At 67.2% G+C, this 17,801-nt stretch carries 19 protein-coding genes; 8 read left to right on the top strand and 11 right to left on the bottom strand.

Annotated elements, in window-relative coordinates:
• Nucleotides 1-231: 231 nt before the first annotated feature.
• The 5 genes from HAV22_RS21490 to HAV22_RS21510 all read right to left on the bottom strand — a co-directional run bounded on the left by HAV22_RS21490 (nt 232) and on the right by HAV22_RS21510 (nt 6,678).
• Nucleotides 232-1,506: a sigma-54 interaction domain-containing protein gene (locus HAV22_RS21490; protein WP_166861818.1), complete on the bottom strand. Its 1,275-nt coding sequence runs from the start codon at nt 1,504-1,506 to the stop codon at nt 232-234.
• Nucleotides 1,503-4,571: a peptidase domain-containing ABC transporter gene (locus HAV22_RS21495; protein ID WP_166861819.1), complete on the bottom strand. Its 3,069-nt coding sequence runs from the start codon at nt 4,569-4,571 to the stop codon at nt 1,503-1,505. Before HAV22_RS21495 ends, HAV22_RS21490 begins: the two co-directional genes overlap by 4 nt.
• 46 nt (nt 4,572-4,617) lie before the next feature.
• Nucleotides 4,618-5,379, bottom strand: a complete 762-nt coding sequence (locus tag HAV22_RS21500) for a peptidylprolyl isomerase (RefSeq protein WP_166861820.1) — start codon at nt 5,377-5,379, stop codon at nt 4,618-4,620.
• Between the two features lie 170 nt (nt 5,380-5,549).
• Nucleotides 5,550-6,170: a hypothetical protein gene (locus HAV22_RS21505; RefSeq protein WP_166861821.1), complete on the bottom strand. Its 621-nt coding sequence runs from the start codon at nt 6,168-6,170 to the stop codon at nt 5,550-5,552.
• 1 nt (nt 6,171) lies between these two features.
• Nucleotides 6,172-6,678, bottom strand: a complete 507-nt coding sequence (locus HAV22_RS21510) for a C39 family peptidase (protein ID WP_371869710.1) — start codon at nt 6,676-6,678, stop codon at nt 6,172-6,174.
• On the opposite strand from HAV22_RS21510, the gene HAV22_RS31350 reads away from it, so the two are divergent.
• Together HAV22_RS31350 and HAV22_RS21515 are read left to right on the top strand one after the other, a co-directional pair.
• A complete protein-coding gene (locus tag HAV22_RS31350) occupies nt 6,611-6,883 on the top strand; it encodes a hypothetical protein (RefSeq protein ID WP_229421370.1) in 273 nt (90 codons plus the stop codon). The genes HAV22_RS21510 and HAV22_RS31350 overlap by 68 nt on opposite strands.
• A gap of 209 nt (nt 6,884-7,092) precedes the next feature.
• On the top strand, nt 7,093-7,794 hold the full coding sequence (locus tag HAV22_RS21515) for an MOSC domain-containing protein (RefSeq protein ID WP_208296312.1): 702 nt from the start codon (nt 7,093-7,095) through the stop codon (nt 7,792-7,794).
• Between the two features lie 8 nt (nt 7,795-7,802).
• Here the strand turns inward: HAV22_RS21515 and HAV22_RS21520 are convergent, their stop codons facing one another.
• Nucleotides 7,803-8,906, bottom strand: a complete 1,104-nt coding sequence (locus HAV22_RS21520) for an RDD family protein (RefSeq protein ID WP_166861823.1) — start codon at nt 8,904-8,906, stop codon at nt 7,803-7,805.
• A gap of 114 nt (nt 8,907-9,020) precedes the next feature.
• Here HAV22_RS21520 and HAV22_RS21525 point away from each other — a divergent pair, with 114 nt between their 5' ends.
• Together HAV22_RS21525 and HAV22_RS21530 are read left to right on the top strand one after the other, a co-directional pair.
• Complete coding sequence (locus tag HAV22_RS21525) at nt 9,021-9,182, top strand: hypothetical protein (protein ID WP_166861824.1); 162 nt, start codon at nt 9,021-9,023, stop codon at nt 9,180-9,182.
• Nucleotides 9,183-9,409: 227 nt separating this feature from the next.
• Nucleotides 9,410-9,757, top strand: coding sequence for a GFA family protein (locus HAV22_RS21530; protein WP_166861825.1), 348 nt, complete (start codon nt 9,410-9,412; stop codon nt 9,755-9,757).
• Here HAV22_RS21530 and HAV22_RS21535 read toward each other — a convergent pair.
• Both HAV22_RS21535 and HAV22_RS21540 read right to left on the bottom strand, forming a co-directional pair.
• The gene (locus HAV22_RS21535) at nt 9,754-11,613 is read right to left on the bottom strand and encodes a patatin-like phospholipase domain-containing protein (protein ID WP_166861826.1); all 1,860 of its coding nucleotides are present in this window, start codon (nt 11,611-11,613) and stop codon (nt 9,754-9,756) included. The genes HAV22_RS21530 and HAV22_RS21535 overlap by 4 nt on opposite strands.
• A 65-nt stretch (nt 11,614-11,678) precedes the next feature.
• On the bottom strand, nt 11,679-12,446 hold the full coding sequence (locus HAV22_RS21540; RefSeq protein WP_166862014.1) for a TOBE domain-containing protein: 768 nt from the start codon (nt 12,444-12,446) through the stop codon (nt 11,679-11,681).
• 107 nt (nt 12,447-12,553) lie between these two features.
• Between HAV22_RS21540 and modA the strand changes: the two genes are divergently transcribed.
• Genes modA through modC form a run of 3 tightly spaced genes read left to right on the top strand, consistent with a single transcriptional unit; the run spans nt 12,554 to nt 15,053 of the window.
• Nucleotides 12,554-13,294, top strand: a complete 741-nt coding sequence (gene modA / locus HAV22_RS21545) for a molybdate ABC transporter substrate-binding protein (protein WP_166861827.1) — start codon at nt 12,554-12,556, stop codon at nt 13,292-13,294.
• A complete protein-coding gene (gene modB / locus HAV22_RS21550; protein WP_166861828.1) occupies nt 13,291-13,977 on the top strand; it encodes a molybdate ABC transporter permease subunit in 687 nt (228 codons plus the stop codon). The genes modA and modB overlap by 4 nt, the downstream gene beginning before the upstream one ends.
• Entirely contained in the window at nt 13,974-15,053 is a 1,080-nt protein-coding gene (modC, locus tag HAV22_RS21555) for a molybdenum ABC transporter ATP-binding protein (protein WP_166861829.1), read from the top strand. Before modB ends, modC begins: the two co-directional genes overlap by 4 nt.
• A gap of 218 nt (nt 15,054-15,271) precedes the next feature.
• On the opposite strand, the gene HAV22_RS21560 is transcribed toward modC, so the two are convergent.
• The gene (locus HAV22_RS21560; RefSeq protein WP_166861830.1) at nt 15,272-15,949 is read right to left on the bottom strand and encodes a beta/gamma-crystallin; all 678 of its coding nucleotides are present in this window, start codon (nt 15,947-15,949) and stop codon (nt 15,272-15,274) included.
• A 94-nt stretch (nt 15,950-16,043) separates the two neighbouring features.
• Nucleotides 16,044-16,409 (bottom strand): MerR family transcriptional regulator, encoded by a 366-nt coding sequence (locus HAV22_RS21565; RefSeq protein ID WP_166861831.1) that lies wholly within the window; start codon nt 16,407-16,409, stop codon nt 16,044-16,046.
• 84 nt (nt 16,410-16,493) lie between these two features.
• Between HAV22_RS21565 and HAV22_RS21570 the strand changes: the two genes are divergently transcribed.
• Nucleotides 16,494-16,955 carry a hypothetical protein gene (locus tag HAV22_RS21570; protein ID WP_166861832.1) on the top strand — a complete coding sequence of 154 codons (462 nt, stop codon included), beginning with the start codon at nt 16,494-16,496 and terminating at the stop codon, nt 16,953-16,955.
• Here the strand turns inward: HAV22_RS21570 and HAV22_RS21575 are convergent.
• On the bottom strand, nt 16,877-17,773 hold the full coding sequence (locus HAV22_RS21575; RefSeq protein ID WP_166861833.1) for a LysR family transcriptional regulator ArgP: 897 nt from the start codon (nt 17,771-17,773) through the stop codon (nt 16,877-16,879). The two genes, HAV22_RS21570 and HAV22_RS21575, sit on opposite strands and share 79 nt — an antisense overlap.
• Nucleotides 17,774-17,801: the final 28 nt, after the last annotated feature.

The following is a 17,801-nucleotide window of genomic DNA, read 5'->3' on the forward strand; positions in this document are numbered from 1 at the left end:
TGGATCAAGGCTCTCAAGAAATTCGGTCTGATCGACCAACCTGCCTGAGTCGCGAGCTGCACAATTTTTGATGGCCTACCCCGGCCAGGCATCCGCACGTCTTTTGGATACGTTCTTTCACGTTACGGAAAGTGATTCGCGACGATGGATATTCCGCGTCCGTGTCGGGGCAGTGCCGTAGGGTGGGCGGTCCCCGCCCACCAGACGTTCGCGTCGCGGTAACGCGGGGTTTCAATGGGTCTTGCGGAAGTCCTTCGAATGCAAGCCATGCTTGCGCAACAGGATCTGCAGATGCGAGCGGTTCATGTCCCAGCGCCGCGCCAGTTCAGCTACCGTGCCGCCCACTTCCTGCAAGCCCCGCTCCAGACACAGCCGCTCCGCCTCGTCGCTGGCCACGCGCTTGGCCTCGGCCAGCGACACGTTCGCGCCGTCCGGCGGCGCGGGCGCGATGGCTGCCGCCGGCCGGATGTCTTCCGGCAAATGCGCCAGGTCCGCCGTCTCACCGGCCAGGCAGCTGATGCGGTACAGGATGTTGCGCAGCTCGCGGATATTGCCGGGATACGCATAGCGCAGCAGGAAGTCGCGCAGGCGCGCCGTCAGCGCGACGGGCCGGCGTTTCAAGGCTTCCGCCGCCTCGTCGCCGTAGTAGGCGAGCAGCAGCGGGATCTCGTCCTTGCGCTCGCGCAGCGGCGGCAACGTGACGTGGATGACGCTGAGCCGATAAAACAAGTCTTCGCGAAACGTGCCCTGCTCGATCAGCTTGCGCAGATTCTTGTTCGTCGCCGCGACGATGCGGGCGTCGACGGCAATCGTCTCGTCCGAGCCGACGCGCTGGATCTCGTGCGACTGCAGCACGCGCAACAATTTGACCTGGCCGGGCAACGGCAATTCGCCGATCTCGTCGAGGAAGATCGTGCCCTTGTGTGCGCTTTCGAACTTGCCCTTGCGGTCGTTCGCGGCCCCCGTGAACGCGCCCTTCTTGTGGCCGAACAGTTCCGATTCGAGCAGGCTGTCGGGAATGGCGCCGCAGTTGACGGACACATAGGGCTTGTCGGCGCGCGCGCCGTTGGCGTGGATCACCTTGGCCATGAGTTCCTTGCCCGTGCCGCTCTCGCCGTCGACGAGCACCGGTAAATCCGTGGGCGCCGCCTTTTCCGCGATCTCCAGCGCGTCGAGCAGTTTCGGATTGTCGCCGAACGTGCCTTCGAACACGAAGCTGCGCGCCAGCAGCGCACGCCGGCGCTCGCCCGTCGGCGGTTCGGCAACGGGTTCCTCGCCGGTGCGACGCTCGACGTCGCCGCTGACGGCCTGCACGAAGCGCTCCTTGTGCGACAGCTGCATGACCTCGTCGCGCAAGGTGTTCGCCTGACGCAGCAGTTTATCGACGTCCGGCCGCTCGAGCCGCGTCGCCCAGCGCAACGTGGAGCGCATGATCTCGATCTTTTCCAGCAGGGCCGCATACGACATCGCCGACCCGCGCTCGCCGCCCGGATTGAACAGTTTCATGAGATCCCCGCGCCCAGCTGTTTCTGCACGAGCTCGTAGTACATGCCGCGCCGCGCGAGCAGCTCGTCGTGGCGGCCCTGCTCGGCGATCTTTCCTTCATACAGCACGACGATCTTATCCGCCCGCATGATCGTGCTGAGGCGGTGCGCGATGATGACGGCCGTGCGCCCCGTGAGGATCGCTTCCATATTGGCCATGATGTTGCTCTCGGACTGCGTGTCGAGTGCGGACGTCGCTTCGTCGAACACGAGCAGGCGCGGGTCGTGGTACAGGGCGCGCGCGATGCACAGCCGCTGCACCTGGCCGCCCGACAGGCCCACGCCGCGCTCGCCCACCACTTGCTCGTAGCCGAGCGGCAGCTTGCTGATGAAGGCATGCGCATCGGCCATCTTCGCCACCTCCTCGACGCGGCGGCGGTCCGGGCTGTCGTCGCCGCTGGCAATGTTTTCCGCGATCGTGCCGGAGAACAGCAGATTGCTCTGCATGACATAGCCGACCTGGGCGCGGAAATAGCCGCGGTCGATGGCCGCCATGTCGTAGCCGTCCACGACGATCTTGCCTTCGCTGGGCGGATAGAAACCCACGAGCAGCTTGGCCAGCGTCGTCTTGCCGGAACCGCTGCGGCCGACGATGGCGACGAGCTGGCCGGGCCGGATGTCGATGTCGATGTCTTCGAGCACGTACGGCGTGTCCTCGCCGCCGTAGCGGAAGAACACGTGTTCCAGCTTCACGTCGCCCTGCAGGTCGGGCAGCACGACACGCGCGGCGACGTCGGACGGCTTCTGTTCCGGTTCGATGTCGAGCACGTCGCCGAGGCGCTCCATCGCGACGGTGGCGTCGCCCATGCGGCTCCAGAGGCCCACGAGGCCCATCAGCGGCCCCAGCACGCTGCCCATCAGCGCATTGAATGCCATCAACTGGCCGATCGTCAGCTCGCGCGCCAGCACGAGGCTCGCGCCCGCCCACAGGATCACGATCGTCGTGGCGGAATTCAATATCTGGCTGGCGAGACCCACGAGGATGCTGAACGATTGCGAGCGGTATTGCGTCTCCAGCGCCTTCACGTATTTCTTTTCCCATTTCAGGCGCACGGGACGCTCGCTGCCCATGCCCTTGATGGTCTCGATGCCGCCCAGCGCTTCCATCAGGAACGATTGCGCATCGGTCGACGCGGTGAACACCTCGCGCGCGTATTCCTTGATGCGCGGCGTCGCCAGCACGGTCAGCGCGATGATGGGAATCACGAATCCGATCAGCAGCATCGTCAGCTTGACGTTGTAGAAGAACAGGATCGTGAAGTAGATGAATACCATCAAGAGGTTCAGCAGGGTAGTCACCGTCGATTCGGTGAGGAAGGCGCGGATCGTCTGGTTTTCCGAGAAGCGCGCGAGGATGTCGCCTGTCTTGCGCTTGGCAAAGAACGAGTAGGGCAGCGACATCGTGTGCTTGAAGAACTGCGCCATCATCGAAAAGTCGAGATTGCGCACCATGTAGTTCGACAAATAGGCGCGCAACGTGGACATGACTTGCGAGAACGCCGTGGAGATGACGAGGCCCAGGATCAGCAGGTGCAACAGCCCGAGGTTCTGGTGCACGAGCACGCCGTCGAGGATGTTCTGGATGATCAGCGGCGGCACGATGCCCAGCATCTGGATCACGAACGTGGCGAGGAACAAGTGCAGCAGGATTTTTTTATACGGGCGCAGATAGCCGACGAAGCGCAGCCACGGCGAGCGGCCGGCCGTCAGCTGCACGAGCTGCTCGCCCGGCGTGAACACGAGGCAGGTGCCGCTCCAGCCCCGCTCGAACTCTTCCACGGTCAGCTTCTTGAAGCCGACGGCCGGGTCGGCCACCCACACGTGCTGCGGCGACACGCCGTAGACGATCACGTAGTGGTAGCCCTCCCAGTGCACGATGAACGGCAGCTCGAACCCCTGCAGCGCGTCGTACGTGCACTGCACGCCGCGCGCGCCGAACCCGAGCGCCTCGCCCGCGCGCGCGAGGCTGTCCAAGGTGGCGCCCTGCGCCGTCACGTTGGCCAGCTCGCGCAATTTACCTAGCGTCATGTTGATGCCGTAATGGCGGCACAGCATTGCGAGACAGGCGGCGCCGCAATCCATTTCCTCGGCCTGCTCGACCCACGCGAAGCGCTTGATGACTTTTTCGCCCGACTTCGGCTGCGACGCCAGGTCGACCACGACGGGCCGCTTTCTCCGCTCGGCCAGTTTCTTCTGGCGGTGCAACTCGCGTTCGAGGAAGCGCACGCGTTCCTCGATGACGTCGCGGAATTTCGCGTTGCGCTCGAGGATGAAGTGCGCGGCCTTTTCCGGAATGACGAGCACGGTCGTATCGGTCGCCGCGACGACGGTGGCCGGCTGGTCCTGGCGCATCAGGCAGGCGCGCTCGCCGAAGATCTCGCCGGGGCCCAGGGTGGCCAGCACGAATTCGTCGGTGCTGTCGTTCACGATGACGCGCACTTCGCCCTGGCGTACGACGTACAGCCGGCGGTCGTCGCGCGCGCCCTGCTTCAGGATTTCCTTGCCGCTGCCGATCCGTTTGACGCCCACGCTGCGCACGAATTCGTCCAGCTCCGGCTTGCTGACCTTGCCGCGCAGGTCGAACAGCTTCGCGACGAGCCCGCCGGCCGAGCTGATCGCCACGTAGTTGTTGATGAAGTCGAGGGCGGCGGGGTTGCCCCGGATCACGGGCTCGATCGCCGTGCGCGGGATGAACCACAGCTCCGTCTTCAGCGCCGCGCGCGCGGACAATTCGTGGCGGGCGGCGCGCAGCATGGCGATCTCGGCGAGCACTTCGCCCGTCTTGCGCACCCCCAGGCTCGTTTCCTTGCCGTGTTCCTCGCTGAACACGCGTACGGAACCGGCGTGGATCACGAACAGGCCGTCGGCGGCGTCGCCCGCGTTGCAGATGGTGTCGCCGAATGCGTAGGTGCGGATCTCGATGGCTGCCGCCAGCCGTTCCAGTTCCTCCGCCGTGAAGACGGACAGCACCTCGACGGTAGCGAGGAATGCGGCGGGCGATTGCTGTTGTTGCGCCAATGAGTCCATGTCGGTATCCCGCGAACCCTTCCTTCACGTCGCGGCCACCGCCGGCTCAACGTGCGGGGCAGGCTTCGATGATGTGCTCCTGCGCCCGCGCCGCCAGCCATTCCTCGCGCAACAGGCGGCGGATTTCCACGGCCGTTTCCTCGTCCAAGGTCGCCGGATACCTGGCGTTGACGGCATAGATTTCAAACAGCGTCCGGTCGGGCGAGGGAAACGGCCCCAGCAGGTCGCCGGCCGCCGCGTTGAACACGCGCGCCTCGATGTCGGGTTTCAATGAGCCGCGCAACACCTTGCCGATGACGCCGCCGTTCTCGCGCGCGGCGCCGACCGAATGCTCGCTCACCATTTCCGCGAAGCTGTCCGGATCGTCGGCCAGCGCGGACATCATTTCCTTCGCCTTGCCTTCGGAATCGAGCACGATGTGGCTGATCTCGACGCTGTCGAACTTGGGAGAATTTAGCTTGAAATATTGCTCGACGGCTTGCGGGTTGCAGACCTGCTCCATCATCGTTTCCTGGATGAGGCCGTCGACGATGAAGTCCTCGAACTCGTCCAGGCTGACGCCCATGACGTCGAGATAGTGATTCATGTCGGCCGCGCGGTGCAGGCCGAGGATGCGGCGGAACTGGTCGGCGCGTTCCTGCACGGCTTCCGGCTTCGGCTCTACGCCCTGCTTCTTCGCCGCGAGCACGGTCAGCTTGTCGCGCACGATCTGCTCGACGAGTCCTTCGAATTGCCCAGTCAGCTTGAGTGTACGGATGAAGTCATCCGTGTCGATGACGACGTCGTCGATGCGCACAATCCCGGTCATGGTCTCTCCCTCGGCATCCGCAGTGCATGGCTGCTGTTCTTGTTGCCACCGGCGCACAAAGCTGCGATGCCGCGCCGGTCGACGCCCTCGTCCTATCCGTTGTAGCAGGCGGGCCGGCAAAGTCAATGTCCGCGCGACGGGCGGCCGCGGCCGCCCGCGAGCCATGCCCATTATTGCGGCAGGCCGTTGTACCCTTCCGCCGCTTGCCGGAGCTGGGCGAAGACGACGTCCGCCGGCAGCGTCTCGCCGGCCCGGAGTTTCGTGCGCGGATCGTCCATCACCGGAGTCAGCATGAGCTTGCCTTCGACGCGGTCGGCGACGAAATAGGCTTTCAGCGCCGGCACGTGCACGACGAAGTCGCCGCCGCCGTGGCGGTAGCGGCTGACGAGCTGCGCGACGGCCGCGTTGCCCAGCTCGGCCGCACGCCAGCCGTCGCGCGACCCCAGCACGAAGATCGACGTGGCCACGCGGTCGCCCACCTTGACGGGATACAGGTTGCGCCGGATGTCGACGAGCAGCGTTTCCGGATCGGTCTTCTCCGTGAAGGCGCGCAGCGCGTCGAGCCGGACCTGGAACACCTGCAGCGGTTCGCCGAGCGTGGCCTGGCGCACTTCGTCGGGCGAGGCGAACCCGAGTGCCGCGTAGTTGCTCGCGTTGACGACCTGCTTGAGCGTGGCCAGCCCGTGCTGCGCGGCGGTCGTCTGGCTGGTGCTGGGATGGGGTTGGCTCGTCTGGCATCCGCCCAGGAAACAGGCCAGTGCAACGACGAGCGCGGAAGAAAGTGTGCGCATGTCATTCCCCTTTGTACGTGATGTTGTAGTAGTCGTTCCAGTGCGTGTGGTCGCCCGGCGCGCTGACATAGTCGGCATACGTGATGATGCTTTCGGTGCCACCCGTCAGCGTGTTCAGGTTCGTGTACGGTTCCGGATCGTTGATGTCCACGTACTGCACGCCGTTCACGGTCAGATAGCCTTTCACGACCATCATGTGGCCGCCGCCGCCCGGCCAATGCCAGCTGAACGCGACGGGCTTCTTCCTGCAATAAATCTGTGTCTTGATCTGACTGAACGTGAGCGCCGTATTCGACGTCTGGTCGGCCGAAAAACTGTATTTCTCGTATTCGGGCCAGCCGCCGTTATTGCAGCTGCCGGAATTGTTCACGCAGCACGTCGTAAGGCCGAAACGGTTGTTCGCTTCGACGCATTGCGCGACGTCGTGACCGAGGAAACGCATGGTCATTTCGCCGCTCGCGGCCCAGCACCAGTTCGATGCCTGCTGGGGCAGTTTCGGTACGTCGATCGTCGATACGAGTGGTGGATTACAGCAGGCGGATAACGTTCCTAAAGCAAAAAGTCCGCAGATCATATGTGCGCTTTTCATTGCAGCGACCTCCAGCGAATCAATCATGTACGTCGAGAATCATCCAGTGCCGGGGCGGCATGGAATCGGCCCTCCCGCTACCGGTATAGGCGGAACGATGGCGAACCCAACCTTATTCCGGTGATCTATTGAGACTGCTCATTTGACGGATGGCCTTTTTCGTTAATCCGTTATCGCCTGGAATGTTCGCGATGACGGCCGGCACGCATGGCATGCGTAAAGGTTCCCGCGACCGGCAGCATCGTTGACCGGTGCCGCGCGCAGGCCGAAGCGTCATCCGTGACGGCCGCGCGTGTGGCAGACTGCGTCATCGCTACCGACATGGACACGCACATGGACATCGGACGGATCGAAGCACTGGCCCTGCGCGCCAGCCTGGCCGCGCCTCCCGTGCGCGTGGAGCGCGTGCGCGCCGTCGCGGGCGTGGGGCTCGACGGCGACGTGTATGCCGACCCGTTGTCGCCGCGCCAGCTGCTGCTCGCCGGCACGGATGCGTACGCCGTGTTCGCGCTGCCGCCGCACGCGCTGCGCGAGAACCTGCTGCTCGACGTCGACACGTCGCGGCTCGCCTCCGGCACCATCCTGCAGGTGGGCCGCGACGTGCGGCTGCGGCTGATGTTCCAGTGCGAGGCGTGCGGGCACCTGGAGGCGCAGCGGCCCGGCCTGTCCACGCGCATCGGCACGCGGCGCGGCATGCTGGCGCGCGTGCTGAGCGGCGGCGAGATGCGTCCGGGCGACCCCGTCCGCGCCGTCGATCCTCCGCTGCCCGCGTGGTCCGACGATTGGCGCGAACGCATCGCGCAAGTGCTCGACGCGTGTCCGCCCGCCAGCGTGATCACGTATAAACGGCTGGCGCAGCTGGCCGGCGTGGCGTCGAGTTATTGCCGGGCGTTTCCGGGCACGATCGCGCGGCTGGGGCCCCGTTACGCGGGCAAGGCGGTGCCGTCGCAATCGAATGTGGCGTTGCCGCGCTGGGACGGGCAGGACTTGTTCACGCCGGACGACCGCGTGCTTGCCGCCGAGGCCGCGTCATAGGGCGCTTGTCAGTGGCTCGCCATGGCCGCCGCCCGCCACGCGCCAGGCGGGGCATTGAAATTCTTGGCGGTCCAGCTCGATGCGATGCCGATGTCGTAGCCGTGCATGACGCCCACGGACAAGTTGTCGACCTCGCGTGCCGCCGGGTCGGTCGCCAGTGCGATCGCAGCGACGCTGTTTGCGAGCGCTCGCTCGTCGACGTCGCCGGTGCGGGTGACCACGTTGATGCTGATGACGGTCGTGGCCTTGCCGCCGTTCACGACAGTCACGCCCGAGACGACGCTGGCCGCGCGGACGGCAGGCAGCCGGCCGACTTGCCGTTGCACCTGCAACAGAGGCCGGAAGCCGTCGTTGAACAGCGAGCGCACGTAGGCGCCGGCGCCGACTGCGGCGACGAGCAACGCCGCCATGATCGCGACGTGGCCGCGCCAGAGGGGCGCCAGCGGCAGCATGTCCTGCGTGCCCGCGCGCACGACGACGGCACCCACGAGCAGGTCGTGGACCGATTGCCGCGTTCGGCGGTTGAACACGCACAGGTAGACGATGGCGCCACCGAGACCGAACACAATCAGCCCCTGCACGACAGGAAAGGTCGACCCGATATCGCCGCCGCTCGGCATGGCATTGTTCAAGCAATACGGGAGATGGAAGACGGCCGCGCGCAGCAGGGCGCGTCCAAGGCCGAGCGGCGCGCCTGCCACCGTGACGACCTTGATGTCCAGCATGCGTTTGCCGATGGTGCGGCCCCCGAACAGGCCACTTTCCATGGTGCCGAAATAGGCCAGCTCGATCACGAAGCCGACCGCGCGGCCCCATGCGTCCAGCGACTCGAACCAATTCCCGAAGACCATGCCCAGGCCGGCACCGACGATGGCAAGCAGCACGGCGTCGATCACGAACGCGCCGGCACGCCGCCAGAAGCCGGCGATGCCGACCGGGGCATCGGCTGGCCCGGGTTCGTCGACGGGGGGCCGGTTCGGACGGTCGGCCTCGAATTGGGCCAGATGGGCATGGATTTCCTCGACACGGTCCGGGAAGCGCTCCTTGTCGATACGGGTGAGGATCTGGCGGAGCTGGGCTTCGGAATATTTGGCGAAATCAGGCTTGTCCAAGCGGGCTCCGGAGGAAATCGATGTTGGCGTGCGTAAACTTCCAGTGTACGGCGTTTATTGTTGAGACGGCAAGCTTCAGCGCGCCGGGCGCCACACCTGACTACGCCCCAGCACATGGCTGTCCACGCTGCCCTTCCTGGCCAGCTGCCCATCGATGCCGACATTCAGCAGGCACGCGTCGCCGACGCCTGTGCCGGCCGGTCAGGCGTGACGGGCGGCCTGGGCCGTGCCTGCGCCGGTTCGGCGATGACGGCGGCGCGAGGCTCGCGGCGGTGATCCAGGGGAGAACATGACGTATCCCGTGAGAGGTCATGGAAGTTATCCGGTCGATTGGCGATGCGCCCACTGTAGCGGCGTGCGCGCGCCGGGCGATGTCGGATTGTGTCGAGGGCGCGCGCCGACACACGCGCTTGCAAAAATCCGGCGCGGGCCGCCAAAGAACGTCACCCGTTCGGCCGGCCCTGCGCTACGATGGACGGCCCGATGAGCGTCGGAGACGACCCATGATCTACCAAGGCAGCTGCCATTGCGGCAAAGTGGCGTACGAAGTGGAAGGCACGATCGACACCGCCCTCGCCTGCAACTGCTCGATGTGCCAGCGCAAGGGTTCCTTGCTCTGGTTCGTGCCGCGCGCGCAGTTCCGCCTGCGCACGCCCGAGGACGCGGCCGCCACCTACACGTTCAACAAGCACATCATCAAGCATCGCTTCTGCCCGACCTGCGGCATCCATCCGTATGCCGAGGGCGTCGATCCGAAGGGCAATCCGATGGCCGCCATCAACCTGCGCTGTATCGACGGCATCGACCTGGCCGCCCTGCCCGTGCACGAATTCAACGGCCGCGACGCCTAGGCCAGCCGGGGCGCAATCGCGAGTTCCGGCTGCGGCTGCGGCGCATGGGCCGACAGCTCCGCGGGTGCCATCTGCTGCGGCAGCGCCACGATGCTTTGCCACAGCGCGAAGCCGGCCGTGCGATTCGCGTTGCTGAGGCGGTAGGCCGGCAGCGCATCCGCGCCCTGCGCCATCCACAGCGCCGCGTACGATGGCGCCAGGCGCGCGTCGTGCCACGCCTCGGCGAGCGGCGCGAACGTTTCCTGCAGCACGGCCGCCGTGCTGCGCATGCGCACCCAGCGGTGGTTCAGCCAGCCGTTGTGCTCGCGGTCGGGGTGAAGGAAACGCTCGATCACCTGGCGCGCCGCCTCGTCGCCGCTCTGGCTCATCGTCGCGATGTCGTCCGGCTTCATGTTGAGGTTCAAGCCGCCTTCCTGCTTCGTGTGGCGGATCAGCACGACGCGGTCGCGGTAGCCCGGCGTGCGTTTCAGCGCCTCGTCGCGCCACGTGCGGATCGTGCGCAGGACGGCGCCGGCGAAGCGCGGCAGCGACGGCCGGCCATCGGTCTCGTCGACGGCCACGTAGGCCGCCGTCACGCCGGCGTTGTTGTTCGTCGGGAGCGAGACGCGTCCGGCCATCGGATTGTCCGGGGCCAGCTTTGTTTTATCCAGGTCGCCCTGCAAGGTGACGCCGAACGTCGGGCGGGTCGGCAGGATGGCGTCGAAGAAGTGGATCGGAAAATTGCTCGTCAAACCGCCGTCGGAGAACCAGACGCGCATCAGCTCGACTTGCTCCCCATCCGCCGGCAGCACGCGCAGGCGGTACAGCGGCACGGCCTGCAGCAGCACGGGAAAACTCAGGCTCATGCGGGCGGCCACGACGACGGGCAGGTCGTCCGGATCGGGCATGAAAAAATAATCCTCGCCCGACGCGTTCATCGTCTTCATCAGCGCGGTCGTGGCCGGGCGGTGGCCCGTATGGCGCGCATGCGCCTTCATCCACTCGACGACGTCGCTCGGGAACAGGGCTTCCATCTCGGACGCCCGGAACACGAGGTCGCGGCTCGAATGCGGCAGGCGGTGTGCGCGCAGTTCGGACAGGCCCGTCGTCATGAGTGCCAGTTCGATCGGCGGCTCGGACTTGCGCAAGTGGCCGAACGTCAGCGGCGCATCGAGCGGCAGGCCGGCGATGTCCTGCACGAGCGCATGCAGCCATTCCGTCAGCGCGGGGTGGCCGCTGCCGCCCGTGCCCATGCCGGAGCAGATGCCGCAGCGGTTGGCGCGCAGGCCGTGCCACGCCGACCACGTCGCCTGCAGCAGGGCGCCTCCCAGCGCGCCGACGGCCATGCACAGGCCGAACCACAGCACGCTGGCGACGCCGACGACGGGCAGGCGCGGCCAATGTCCGCCGAGCAGGCTGCTGCTGACGAGGAAACCCGCGAACCACAAGCCGGCGCCCACCACGGCGCCCAGCGGGAAATTCCACAGCATCGCGAGCCACAGATAGCCCGCGGCCTGCGCCTTGTTCGTTTCGTTGAGGGCCGCGCCGATCACGCGGAAGTGCGGCCGCAATGCGCGGCAAGGCTGGAACAGCGAGAACAGCCGGGTGTGGGCGCCGACGGGCTCTTGCAGGCTGCCCGGCAGCCGCGCGAGGAGGTCGAAGCCGTCGTCGCTGCCTTGCCCGGTCTTGCGCACGCGGTTGCGTTTGAACTGGGCCGCGGCCGCCGCGATCGCCGCCACCGCGCCGACGCTCGTGCCGCCGATCGAGCGCAGGGTGAAGCGCCGCGCCAGCCGCGCCACGAACGCGGGGTAGACCACGCCGGAGGTCACCCCGCCTTCCATCACGATATCGCATTCCTTGGGCAGAAAATCGTCCATCGCTCGTCCATGCTGTTCATGAACTGACGATTATGCGCGATCGACGCTGCCCGCGCCGAACACGCTCAACCCGGCACGCCCACGATCACGCTGGACGCCTTGAACATCGCCGTCGCCGTGCTGCCCTCGGCCAGTTCGAGCGTGCGTGCGCTCTCGTTCGTGATGATGGCGGCGATGGTGCCGCCGCCCGCCAGGTCGAGGACGACCTCCGTGTTGACGGCGCCCGGCGTCAGGCGGGATACCTCGCCCGCGAGGCGGTTGCGGGCCGAGAAGCGCGCGCCGTCGCCGTCCGTCATGAGGATGATCGACGACGCCTTGACCAGCGCGAACGCCTGCACGCCCGCAGCGAGGCCGAGGCTGGCCGTGCTCTCGTGCGTGACGATGGCGACGATCTTGTGGCCGCCGGCGATGTCGATGGCGATCTCGTCGTTGACGGCGCCCGGCTGGACGCGCGATACGGTGCCGAAGAACTGGTTGCGTGCGCTCGTTTTCATGTTCAGTCTGCCGATCAGGGTGAGGTCCGCGGCGAGGTCGCCCGCGTGCGCGTCGAGCTGGGCGACGAATTGCCGATGGAGCTGCTCGATCGCCCGGAAGTTCTTCACGAGCTGCTCGCCCCGTGCCGTCAGGCGCGTGCCGCCGCCGCCCTTGCCGCCGGTGGCGCGTTCCACCAGGGCCTCGCCGGCCAGGTTGTTCATCGCGTCGATGGCGTCCCACGCGCCCTTGTAGCTGACGCCGAGGGCTTTCGCGGCCTGGCTGATCGATCCTGTGGCGCCAATCGCCGCCAGCAGGTCGACCCGTCCCGGACCGCCGAACGTCTCGCCGCCGACCGTCATCCAGACCGAGCCCTGCAACCCGAAGCTTGTGCCTTCACCGCTCACGATCTCTCCCGTTTCGTTTCGTTATATACTCTACTACATAACGCTGACGAAAGGAGTCGAAGATGAAGCAACTTGCCGGCCTGCTGGCGCTGGTGACCTGGGGTGCGGCCCAGGCGAACGACGTGCAGGTGGCCGTGGCCGCCAACTTCACGGCGCCGATGCAGAAGATCGCGGCCGCGTTCGAGCGCGACACGGGTCACAAGGCCGTGCTCGCGTTCGGCGCCACCGGCCAGTTCTACGCGCAGATCGTCAACGGCGCGCCGTTCGAGGTGCTGCTCGCGGCCGACGACGAGACGCCGGCGAAACTCGAGGTGGAACACCGCACCGTGCCGGGCACGCGCTTCACGTACGCAACGGGCAAGCTCGTGCTGTGGTCCGCGCAGGACGGCTATGTCGACGGCCAGGGCCAGGTGTTGAAAACGGGCGATTTCGCGCACCTGGCGATCGCGAATCCGAAGACGGCCCCCTACGGCGCGGCCGCCGTCGAGACCTTGCACAAGCTGCGCGTGTATGAGCGCGTGCAGGGCAGGCTCGTGCAGGGCGAGAACATCTCCCAGGCGTACCAGTTCGTCGGCACGGGCAATGCGCCGCTCGGCTTCGTCGCGCTGTCGCAGGTCTATCGCGACGGCAAATTCACCTCGGGCTCGGGCTGGATCGTGCCCGACAACCTGCACGCGCCGATCCGCCAGGACGCCGTGATCCTCGCTAAAGGCGCCACCAATCCGGCCGCGAAGGCGTTGGAAGACTACCTGAAGTCGGACAAGGCGAAGGACATCATCCGCTCGTACGGCTACGCGCTGTGACGCTCGACGCCGCCGACCTCGCGGCCGTCCGGCTGACGCTGGAACTGGCCACCGTCGTGACCGCGCTGCTGCTCGTCGTCGGCACCCCGATCGCGTGGTGGCTCGCGCGCACGCGCTCGCGCCTGCGCCACGCGGTCGGGGCCATCGTCGCCCTGCCCCTCGTGCTGCCGCCCACCGTCATCGGTTTCTATTTGCTGCTGCTGCTCGGGCCCCATGGTCCTGTTGGCCGGCTCACGGAGGCGCTCGGCATCGGCCTGCTGCCGTTTTCGTTCGGGGGCCTCGTGCTGGCGTCCGTATGTTATTCGCTGCCGTTCGTCGTGCAGCCGCTGCAGAACGCGTTCGAGGCGATCGGCCCGCGGCCGCTGGAAGTGGCGGCCACGTTGCGCGCGAGCCCGTGGGACGCGTTCTGGTCCGTTGCGGTGCCGCTCGCGCGGCCCGGTTTCCTGTCCGGCGCCGTGCTCGGGTTCGCGCACACGGTCGGCGAATTCGGTGTCGTGCTGATGATCGGCGGGAATATCCCGGACAAGACGCGGGTCGTGTCCGTGCAGATCTACGACCACGTGGAAGCGCTCGAATACGCGCAGGCGCATTGGCTCGCGGGCGGCATGCTGGCCTTCAGCTTCGTCGTGCTGTTGGCGCTGTACACCCTCAATCCGCAGGCGATGAAAGGACGGCGCCGATGACGGACGGATTGCGCGTGCGCTTGGCGCTGGACCGCGGCGCGTTTCAACTTGACGTCGACCTCGACCTGCCGCAGCGCGGCATCACCGCGCTGTTCGGCCACTCCGGCTCGGGCAAGACGACGATTCTGCGCGCCATCGCCGGCCTGGAGCGGGCGCCCGGCGGCTACGTCGCGTTGGGTGGCGAGGTCTGGCAGGACGATGCGCGCGGCGTGTTCGTGCCCGTGCACGAACGCGCGCTCGGCTACGTGTTTCAGGAAGCGAGCCTGTTCCCGCACCTGTCCGTGCGTGGCAACCTGGCGTTCGGCCGCAAGCGCGTGCCCGCGCACGCGCGCCGCTTCGCGCCGGAACCCGTGACGGCGTTACTGGGCATCGAAGGCTTGCTGGACCGGCGGCCGGACGGCCTGTCGGGTGGCGAGCGCCAGCGCGTGGCGATCGCGCGCGCCCTGCTCGCGTCGCCGCGCATGCTGCTGATGGACGAACCGCTGGCCGCGCTGGACCTGCGCCGCAAGCAGGAGATCCTGCCGTACCTGGAACGGATGCACGAGGAATTGGCGGTCCCGATCGTCTACGTGAGCCATGCTCCGGACGAAGTCGCGCGCCTGGCCGACCACCTCGTGCTGCTGGACGACGGCAAGGCCGTGGCCAGCGGACCGCTGACGGACACGCTGGCGCGCGTGGACCTGCCGCCCGCCTTCGCCGACGATGCGGGTGTCGTGCTGGAGACGACGTTGGCCGGTCACGAGGAAGACGCTTTGTCGCGGCTGGAATTCGCGGGCGGGGCGCTGCTGGTGGGCCGGCGCCGCGAAGCCGTCGGTACGCGCCTGCGCTGCCGCATCCACGCACGCGACGTCAGCCTGGCGCTGGAACGGCCGCATGGCAGCAGCATCGTGAACCGCCTGCCGGCCGTGGTGACGGCCGTCGCCGCCACCGACACGCCCGGTCACGTGCTCGTGCAACTGCGGATCGGAGAATCACCCCTGCTGGCGCGCATCACGGCCCGCTCGCGCCGCGAACTGGGCATCGCGCCGGGCCAGCAGCTGTGGGCCCAGATCAAGGGCGTGGCGCTGCTGACTTAACTTCGGGGTCAGTAACTTCGGGGTCAGAGCACATTGTTCGGACGATTCGGGGTCAGAGCAGATTTCCGATCAATGGCTCCTGTGCAAAACAGCGTGGGGCCACCGGCCCGCGCACGGGCTGGCGTCATCAATCACGGCGACAACCTTGCGCCGATATGCTGCGGGGGCATTGCTCGAACCGGTGCCCTGACCCCGAATTTGTGCTCTGACCCCGAATTTCAGCGGACGCGGCGCATCGACGAGATGCGGTTGTTCATCCACTCGAGAAACTCGTAGCGGCCCGGGCCCAGCACGATGCATTCGCCGCGGAAGTCGGCGTGCTCGCAGAATTCCCAGCGGCCCTCGCGGATGATCATCGAACTGGCGCGGTCGTTGAAGCCCACGTCGCTCATCGAGCGCACGTCCTGCGACAGCTGGACTTGCGGCCCTTCGAAGCCGGGGCCGGCGAACATCATCACGTCGGCGCCGCCGCGGTTGCCCCAGCCGCCGCGGTCGTCGTCGCGCCAGCCGTTGCGGTCACGGTCGCGCCACTCGTCGCGGTCGTGGTCGCGCCAGCCGTCACGGTCGCGATCGCGCCAGCGGCCCTGGCCGCGGTCAATCTGTCGGGCCGACGAGATGGCGTCGTTGAAACCCGGCAGCTCGCGGTATTCGCCCGGACCGAATTCGGCGCAGCGGCCGCCGAAGTTGGCGTGCTCGCACAACAGCCACGTGCCGGAGCGGACGACGACGCTCGACGCGCGGTCGTTGAAGCCGAAGTCGGCAAGGTTCGTCGCGTCGCGATCGATCGTGACGCGTTGACCGCGGAAATTGCTGTCCGAGAACAGGGTCAGTTCGCCGGCAAAGGCGGCGTGGGTGAAGGTTGCCAGCACGGCGGCGGCGGCAAGCAGGCGTTTCATGATTGCTCCATCGATGGTCGTGCGCCTTGCGTCGGCGCCTGTGCAGTTAACGTCGGCCCGTGCACCGTGGCTGACAGTTTCCTGTAACAAAATCCTACACGGCTGTGAGGACGGGGCAGCCAAATTCCGGGCGGTCCAACTCGCGGGCGAGGTCGGACCGTAGCGCGGACAGCGCAGCGACGCGCGCGTCGATGTCGTCCAGCTTGCGCAGCAACGCCTCGCGCAGTTGCGGCGCGGCCGCCGCGGGGTCGTCCAGCAGCGGCAGGCCGGTCTCGATCTCGGCCAAGGTGAAGCCGAGCGCCTGCGCCGCGCGCAGGTAGCACAGCCATTGCACGGCTTCCGGCGGATAGTCGCGGTAGCCGTTGGCGAGCCGGCGCGACAGCAGCAGGCCGCGTTTCTCGTAGAAGCGCAGGGTGTCCCGGCTGAGGCCGGTGGCGGTGGCGAGTTCTCCGATCTGCATGCGATGTCGACAACAATAAGGGCTTGACCTTGGAATGTACTCCAGGGTTCATGATTGCCGGAACATTCATTTTCGGGAGTTCCCATGCGCCGTTCCGCCTTCCTGACCCTCGTGCGCGCCAGCGCCGCCTACGACCTGCTGCTGACGGCACCGTTCGCCACACCCTGGACGTTCGCCGTCGCGCACGCCCGGCTGTCCGCCGTGAACGAATCCCTCGGCGGCGCCGCGCTGCCCGCGTTCGGCCCGTTCCACGTGCTGTTCGCCTGCCTGATGGGCAGCATCGTGCTCGTGTGGTCCGTATTGCGCCTCGCAGCACCCAGCGTGGCGCTGGGCCGCTACGACGGCGTCGGCCGCTTCCTGTTTTCGACCTGGATGGCATGGGCGCTGGCTGCCAGCGGCGCGCCGCTGCTGTGGCTGTTCCTCGTGCCGGAATTCTGCTGGGGCGTGGCGCAGTGGCTGCCCGTCGCTCAGGACGGCGGCGGCAGCAGCACGGCACGCGCGCCCTTCACGAGCGCCGCACCCATGCGCTCCAGCCGCGGCGGCTGAATGCGCCACGCGTGCCAGTACAGCGCCACGTCCACGTGCAGGTGCGGCGTGAGGTCGACGAGCGCGCCGCTGGCGAGCATGTCCGCGCACTGTTCCAGCGGCAGCAGGCCGTAGCCGAGGCCCAGCCGGATCGCCTGCACGTACGGGTCGCTGGACGGGACGTAATGAAACGGGTACGCGCTTTCCGGCAGGCCGAAGTGCTGCAGCAGGAACGCGGTCTGCAGGCGGTCGTTGCGGTCGAAGACCATCACGGGCGCGCGCCGGGCGGCCTCCCTCGTGATCCCGCCGGGGAACCAGCGCGCGGCGAACGACGGCGCCGCCACCATCCGGTAGCGCATCGTGCCGAGCGCGCTGACGGCGCAGCCGCGCATCGGCTCCGATTCGCCGGATACGCACGCGAGCGCGAGTCCCTGTTCCAGCAGCGTGAACGTGTGCCGCTGGTCGCCCGTGACGAATTCCACGAGCAGCCCCTCCGCGATCAGCACGGGCGCCAGCACGGGCAGCAGCCACGTGGCGAGGGTGTCGTTGTTGACGGCCAGCGCCACGCGCACGGGGCCCGGATCGCTGTGCTGCTCGGCGAAGAATTCGTCTTCCAGCAGCGCGCGCCGGCGCAGGAATTGCAGCAGCCGCATGCCCGGGGCCGTCGGCCGGCACGGGCGGGCGCGCACGAGCAGCGGCGTGCCCAGGTCGTGTTCCAGCGCGGCGATGCGCTGCGAGATGGCGGACGGCGTCACGTTCAGGCGCGCGGCCGCCTGCTCCAGGCTGCCGCTGTCGACGGCGGCGACGAACGCCTCGCTGCGGCGCGGATCGATGTTCATGGATTAGCCCGATTTAATCAACCTTAGA

Source organism: Telluria antibiotica (assembly GCF_011682055.1).
In the GTDB taxonomy this organism is placed as follows: domain Bacteria; phylum Pseudomonadota; class Gammaproteobacteria; order Burkholderiales; family Burkholderiaceae_D; genus Telluria; species Telluria antibiotica.